Source organism: Corallococcus terminator (assembly GCF_003611635.1).
Taxonomy (GTDB): Bacteria; Myxococcota; Myxococcia; order Myxococcales; family Myxococcaceae; genus Corallococcus; species Corallococcus terminator.
Genome location: NZ_RAVZ01000033.1, coordinates 15,268 through 21,317, shown reverse-complemented (window position 1 = coordinate 21,317; position 6,050 = coordinate 15,268). Strand labels below are relative to the sequence as shown.

General features: G+C 65.0%; 8 protein-coding genes and 1 tRNA gene. 6 read left to right on the top strand and 3 right to left on the bottom strand.

The genetic code is table 11. The features are described 5' to 3' along the window. Positions 1-170: 170 nt before the first annotated feature. A tRNA-Leu gene (locus D7V88_RS07615) sits at positions 171-256 on the top strand. 7 nt (positions 257-263) lie between these two features. Here D7V88_RS07615 and D7V88_RS44300 read toward each other — a convergent pair. Next, positions 264-572, bottom strand: a complete 309-nt coding sequence (locus tag D7V88_RS44300; RefSeq protein ID WP_244238042.1) for a tyrosine-type recombinase/integrase — start codon at positions 570-572, stop codon at positions 264-266. Positions 573-1,179: 607 nt separating this feature from the next. On the opposite strand from D7V88_RS44300, the gene D7V88_RS07605 reads away from it, so the two are divergent. Further along, positions 1,180-1,818, top strand: a complete 639-nt coding sequence (locus D7V88_RS07605; protein ID WP_341870662.1) for a DUF6310 domain-containing protein — start codon at positions 1,180-1,182, stop codon at positions 1,816-1,818. Further along, positions 1,815-2,570: a DUF5953 family protein gene (locus tag D7V88_RS07600; protein ID WP_120539943.1), complete on the top strand. Its 756-nt coding sequence runs from the start codon at positions 1,815-1,817 to the stop codon at positions 2,568-2,570. The genes D7V88_RS07605 and D7V88_RS07600 overlap by 4 nt, the downstream gene beginning before the upstream one ends. Before the next feature lie 215 nt (positions 2,571-2,785). Here D7V88_RS07600 and D7V88_RS07595 read toward each other — a convergent pair whose 3' ends face one another. Then, the gene (locus D7V88_RS07595) at positions 2,786-3,172 is read right to left on the bottom strand and encodes a VapE domain-containing protein (protein WP_120539935.1); all 387 of its coding nucleotides are present in this window, start codon (positions 3,170-3,172) and stop codon (positions 2,786-2,788) included. Positions 3,173-3,211: 39 nt separating this feature from the next. Here D7V88_RS07595 and D7V88_RS07590 point away from each other — a divergent pair, with 39 nt between their 5' ends. Both D7V88_RS07590 and D7V88_RS07585 read left to right on the top strand, forming a co-directional pair. Next, the gene (locus D7V88_RS07590; RefSeq protein ID WP_120539934.1) at positions 3,212-4,126 is read left to right on the top strand and encodes a DUF6310 domain-containing protein; all 915 of its coding nucleotides are present in this window, start codon (positions 3,212-3,214) and stop codon (positions 4,124-4,126) included. A gap of 1 nt (position 4,127) precedes the next feature. Beyond that, a complete protein-coding gene (locus D7V88_RS07585; RefSeq protein WP_120539933.1) occupies positions 4,128-4,886 on the top strand; it encodes a DUF5953 family protein in 759 nt (252 codons plus the stop codon). A 303-nt stretch (positions 4,887-5,189) separates the two neighbouring features. Here the strand turns inward: D7V88_RS07585 and D7V88_RS07580 are convergent, their stop codons facing one another. Next, positions 5,190-5,441 carry a hypothetical protein gene (locus tag D7V88_RS07580; RefSeq protein WP_147448652.1) on the bottom strand — a complete coding sequence of 84 codons (252 nt, stop codon included), beginning with the start codon at positions 5,439-5,441 and terminating at the stop codon, positions 5,190-5,192. Positions 5,442-5,776: 335 nt separating this feature from the next. Here D7V88_RS07580 and D7V88_RS07575 point away from each other — a divergent pair, with 335 nt between their 5' ends. Continuing rightward, positions 5,777-6,022 carry a hypothetical protein gene (locus D7V88_RS07575; RefSeq protein ID WP_244238041.1) on the top strand — a complete coding sequence of 82 codons (246 nt, stop codon included), beginning with the start codon at positions 5,777-5,779 and terminating at the stop codon, positions 6,020-6,022. The last annotated feature ends 28 nt before the right edge of the window (positions 6,023-6,050 follow it).

Here is a 6,050-nt window from a genome sequence, read left to right as displayed (position 1 = left end):
CGCGGCAGGGGGGAACGCAATGCAGTGCGTGATGGCCGCACCAGGCGGATCCGGTGGGCCGGGGGTCGGATCAGGCCCGCCCCAGGGCGGTGGCCCCCTGTTCCCCAACGCGGCAGGTCACCGTTCTTCTTCCCCGCAGCAAGAGGCTCTAGGATGCTGGACGTGGTGGAGCACGGGTGGCGAAATTGGCAGACGCAGCGGACTTAAAATCCGCTGACCCGAAAGGGTCGTCCGGGTTCGATCCCCGGCCCGTGCAAGTGTAACTAACTGAAAACGTTAGGGCGTTCGGCGCTGTCGGCGCCATGTGCCCCCAGTGTGCCCCTGGACTGCGCTTCCAGCACCTTCACCACGTCCTTCTTCACGTCTGGACTCAGATGGGCGTAACGCATTGTCATCTCCATCAATGCGTGTCCCAGCAGTTCCTGCACAGCCTTCAAAGACACTCCGCGCATGACGAGATGACTGGCGAAGGTGTGTCGCAAGGCGTGCCAGCCAATGGGTTGGAGTCCTGCGCGCTTGCTAGTGCGAAGTATCGCATTCTGGAGCCGCAGCACCTGCGACTGGACGTCCACGGGCCCCGTACGCCTCAACCCCTCCCTGGATGCCCACCGCGTCCAAGCTTCGGATTCCGAGCCGTTGATGCCCCGATGCCGCGGCCTCGCGATTTGTGCTGCGACCGTGATGATGCGCACCGTGCCCGTCGCGCTGGTTTCTGTGAGCTGCGCCGCTCCTTCGCGTGTCTCATTGTGCCCGTGCTTCTTCGCGCCGCTGGTGCGCTCCGGGCTTGTGCTACCGCGATTCGGCACGCTCCGAGCACCATGGCCATCAGGGCGTGCTGGCATACTTCAGGGCGGGCGAGCCTTGACCCACAGCATCGCGCTTGATTGAAAGGAGGTGACCATGCGTCTCCGAGCTTGCATCGCACTTCTGCTTTTTCTCTCCGCCTGCGCTACGCCCGCACCGCCTCCCAGCGCGCGGGGAACTCGGAGCCAGAGACTCGCCAACCTTGAGCGGGCGGCGAAGCTGCCGTGGACTGACGGGGGACGGTGCGTCGTCCGTGAGGCTTCCCAGCCTTGGCCCGCGCTGGTGGAGAAGTGCTACCGGACCCTTGACCATGACCGGATCGAGTTCCACGACACTGCGGGAAGATGCGCGGTCGCCTCCGTTGGCGCTGGTGCCATGGGAGTCGGGTTCTGCGTGCTGGCGGCTCCTGAGATTGCCGTGGGAGCCGTGATCGTGCTTGGCGTGGTGGTGGTCGGCGTCGCCATCAAAGAAGCGATGGCTGCGTATGAACTCCGCCATTCCTACCCCGAGGAAGCAGGTACCTCACGAGGAACGAAGGTGGCATCCCGGGAAGCTGAAGTGCAACGCAAGCCCAAGTTGAAGCCCGAGCCAGCGGGGCAGGACTGGCAGCCCCCGGTGCCACCTGTGCCCGTGGACCGGACGGGGCGCGTCAGTTGCGAACCCGTTCCGGTGCCCCACGCGGGCGAGGATGTCCCGCATAACGAGTGCGCCGACAAGTTCCCGCCGAACCGCTACCCCGGCATGGACGTGCTCGTGAACGGAATACGGTTCGATGCGCTGCAAGTAGGCGTGCGCGTGTTGTGGGAGATCAAGACCCATCGGTTTGACACATATAATGGTTTTATCCAAGAGCGGGAAATTGAGAAGGAAATTGTGCAATTGGATAAGGAGCGCGACGCTGCGCTGGCCTGCGGATATGACTTCGTTGTCGGCGTAAGTACCGACGCGCACAGACTCGCGCTGCTCAAGCAGGAGCCCACCTTCAAAATCGTCGTAACGGGATGCAAACGATGACCACTCAAAGCCCCCTCATTCTCAACGTCTATGCGCCTGCGCTTGTGGGTGGAGGCAACCGCACACTCGCTGCCGTCCATGGGATGGAAAAAGCGCTCCCCGGCTTGCGCCTGGAGTGGAGAGTCACCGACAGGCGACGGCTTTCCGCGTTGCCACAGCGCGATGCGTGGTTGACTGAGGAGGCCACGCGCGGCGAGTTTCCGATGGTATGTAACAACGATGAGCGTTACCCCGTGACAATTTCCGGGCGCCACCGATCCGCGTATGTGAGCCCAGGAGGCCGACCCCAGCTCCAAGTCCATGCGAAGTTGCCGCTAGATGCGGCGGTTATCGCGGCAGCGGTGGATGTGCTTGAAGCAGTGGCAGAGGGCGCACGCGCGTTCTGGGGGCAGGCGACGCCGGACGGCGCTTCGGGGGACATCGCGGAGCAGATAGCTCCCACGCTGGAAGGGCCGCCGTCTCCTCCCCGGGGCCTGCCAGCCCTCAAGCTCTTCGAGCACATCCGCTCGCCCGAGATCCCCTATTACCTCGGGTGGCTGAACTACTGGTCCGCCACTGCCGCGCAAGCCATCGGATTCCCGGACCCGGCCCGCGACTCCGAGTTGCTTTCACGGGCGCGGCGCACAGCATCGGGCGGCTGGGTCGTGCAGCTCACCGACACGCCGCTCGACCTGGACAACCCCGAACATCTGGACACGCTCAAGCGGACCTACGAGCGCTTCCCGGAGATCGGCGGACGCGCAGCGCCTTGAGCTCGATCAAGGGGCTTGGGACGCGGACCGGGCTGTAGGAATGAGACCCACTGCGCGAGCGTCCATGAGGGGAGCCTTCCCATTCGGGAGGTCATGCAAATCCTCTGGCCAGACTTCCTTCCATGCAGTGCTGATCAGGCAGCTCCCGCAGGCGCGCTTCCTGGCGGGGGTATGCCCGGAGCGCATGAGCGCTCCGGGCACGCCCACCGTCTGCTTCACCGGGCGAGGGTCGCCTGGGCGTCAGGCTCAGGGCACGATGGCGGCGCAGTCGGCTCCGCAGGAGAAGGTCGCAGACGTGCAGGCCCGGTCCGTGAGGCAGGCATCACAGCTCGGCGCCCCTTCTCGTCGGGCAGCCACCAGGGCTCGTTCTTCTTGAAGCGCAGCACGGCCTCCGCCCAGAGTTGGTCCCGGTCGTTGCGTAGCCCCTCGATGTCGATGTGCGAGCAACGCACAGGCCAGAAGCGACGATGTCCCGTGGGGTCCCGCAGGTAGGCGTCGTCGTTCGTCGTCCCCACGAGCCGTTGCTCCGCGACTTGCCGCCGCCCGTGCTGGAGCGCTCCGAGCCCACTTGGATGCTGGCATGCTCCACATGCGGCCAGCATTGCCCTGCAACTCGCTGGCTCGCTTGAAAGGACGTAACCATGCGACTCCGCGCCTCCGCCGCACTCCTACTCTTCCTTTCGGCGTGCGCCACGTCGGCACCGAGCCCAGCAGAGCGCGCATCCCGGAACTCGAGGATCGCCAATCTCCAGCGTGCGGCGGCGCTGCCGTGGACTGACGGAGGACGGTGCGTGGTCCGTGAAGCGTCACAGTCTTGGCCGGTTCTGGCGGAGAGGTGCTATCGAGCCCTTGACCATGACCGGATCGAGTTCCACGACACTGCGGGAAGATGCGCGGTGGCCTCCGTTGGCGCTGGTGCCGTGGGACTCGGGTTCTGCGTGCTGGCGGCTCCTGAGATTGCCGTGGGAGCCGTGATCGTGCTTGGCGTGGTGGTGGTCGGCGTCGCCATCAAGGAAGCGCTGGACGCATATGAACTCCGCCATGCCTACCCCGAGGAAGCAGGAACCTCACGAGGAACGAAGGTGGCATCCCGGGAAGCTGATGCCCAACGCAAGCCCAAGCTGAAGCCCGAGCCAGCGGGGCAGGACTGGCAGCCTCCAGTGCCGCCCGAATCACCGGAGCGCGAGCGCCACCCCGAGTGCAGGCCCGTTCCGGTGCGACATTGGGGCGGCAATGATCCACACAACGAATGCGCTGACAAGATTCCTAACAACAGCTTCCCTGGTTGGGATGTGCTCGTCAATGGAAAGAACTTCGACGGGCTGGTGCTCATGACTCGCACGCTGTGGGATGTCAAGACGGATGACTTTGAAAGACAGACGCCACGTTCTCAAAGGTTCTTTGTCAGGATGAAGTTGTCTGAGTTGAGGCGCGAAGCCAAGCTCGCAAGGGACTGCGGGTACCACTTCGTCATTGGAGTGCGAAGCGCCGCGCATAAAGCCGTGCTGTTCGACGCAGATCCCACCCTGAAAGTTGTCATCATGGATTGGTGCTGAAATGACGGTCGCTCATAGAACCCTCATCGTTATCGCCCATGCGCCTGCGCTCAAGAACAACGACGACCGCCCGGCCGCAGTTGTCCATGCAATGGAACGTGCGCTGCCCGGTTTGCGCTTGGGGTGGACGATGTCAGAAAAGGAAGACCTCATCGCATTGCCTCAACGCGACGAGTGGGTCGCGGCCAACACGGCAAACGGAGGGTTTCCGTTCCTCTGCAACGATGATGATAACCATCTCGTGACGGTTGCTGGACTGGAAAACCCAAACGGTCTTGCCGCAGGGAGCCCGCCGCATTTTGAAATCCATGCGGACCTGCCACTCGACGCAGTCGGCATCGCGGGGGCGGTCGACGTGCTTGCAGGTGTAGCGGAGGGGGCGCGCGCGGTATGGGGACATGCGACGCCGAGCGGTTATGGTGCGATCGTGGCGCAACAGTTCCGGCATCCCGGCGATGAGCTGCACGTTCCGCCCCATGGGCTGCCGTCGCTCAAGCTCCCATGGGACAGGCCCACGCCTGAGACTCCGCACTTCCTCGGGTGGCTGAACTACTGGTCTGCCGCTGCCGCGCAGGCCATCGGGTTCCCGGATCCTGCTTGCGACGCCGAACTGCTCACGCGCGCGCGGCGCACGGCGTCGGGCGGGTGGGTCGTGCAGCTCACCGACGCGCCGCTCGACCTGGACAACCCCGCCCACCTCGACACGCTCAAGCAGATCTACGAGCGCTTTCCGGAGATCGGCGGACGCGCAGCGCCTTGACCTCGATCAAAGGGCCTGGGACGCGGACCGGGCTGTAGGAAAGAGACCCACTGCGCGAGCGTCCGCGAAAGTAGTCTTCCCATTCAGATCGTCATCTCCGTCGGTACAGAAGCCGAAGGCGCCGAACGAAATCTGGGCCAATGAATCATGACAACGCAATCAAGCACACCCCTCGCATCGGTGAGTGCTGATCAGGCAGCTCCCGCAGGTGCGTTTCCTGGCTGGGGTATGCCCGGAGCGCATCAGCGCTCCGGGCACGCCCACCGTCTGCTTCACCGGGCGAGGGACGCCCGGGCGTCAGGCTCAGGGCACCACGGCGGCGCAGTCGGCTCCGCAGGAGAAGGTCGCTGACGTGCAGGCCCGGTCCGAGAGGCAGGCATCGCAGACGTCCGCCTTTCGCTTGTAGTCCTCGTCGTCCGCCGCGTTGTCGCGGCAGCGGCTCTCACAGGCGGAGGTGTCGTAGTCGCTGTCGTAGCAGGACGCGTACTTGTCGCAGATGGCGTTGCAGTCCAGCGCGGCGTCCACGCCACAACCGGCCATTCCCGTCAAAGCCATGGCTGAAACCAGCAGGTTCCTGAGGTGCTTGCGCATTGTTGCTCCCGTGGGGGTGTATCCAGGAGGGCGGTCGCGCCTTCGCGACGCAGGACCGCCTTCCAGGTGAAGAGGACCTCGCACCTGGGGTGCGAAGTGGCGTCTGTTGAACGCTTCCTTTTCGTGTGCCGGAAGTTAGGAACGAAACCCCCAACGTCAAGCGATCCCCCTCTCGAATCCCACATCGCGGTCCAGAGGCGGGGAGCGGACGTCGGACTTCCTGGGTACGCTCAGCCCCCATGATGGGTCCGCGACCAAAGACCTGTGCGGCCTGCCGGCGAGTCCTGGCGGCCCATGAGGTGTACTACCGCTTCAGCCTCGTGCTCGAAGGGGAGCAGGACGTGCTCGACCCTCCGGAGGAGGCGGACGGCGGCCGGGGGGACGCGCTCGCCGAACTCGTCCAGCGGCTGGAGGCCGGGACCGAGGACCCGAGCGAGCTGGAGGCCCAGGTGCACTGGGAGCGCTCCGGGGTGGCGTGCGCCGAGTGCCGCACCGTGGCGGTGCGGATGCTGACCCCCGAGTCCGAGGACGCCGGGCCCCATTGAGGGCCCTCCCGGCGGCATCCCGGGTGGG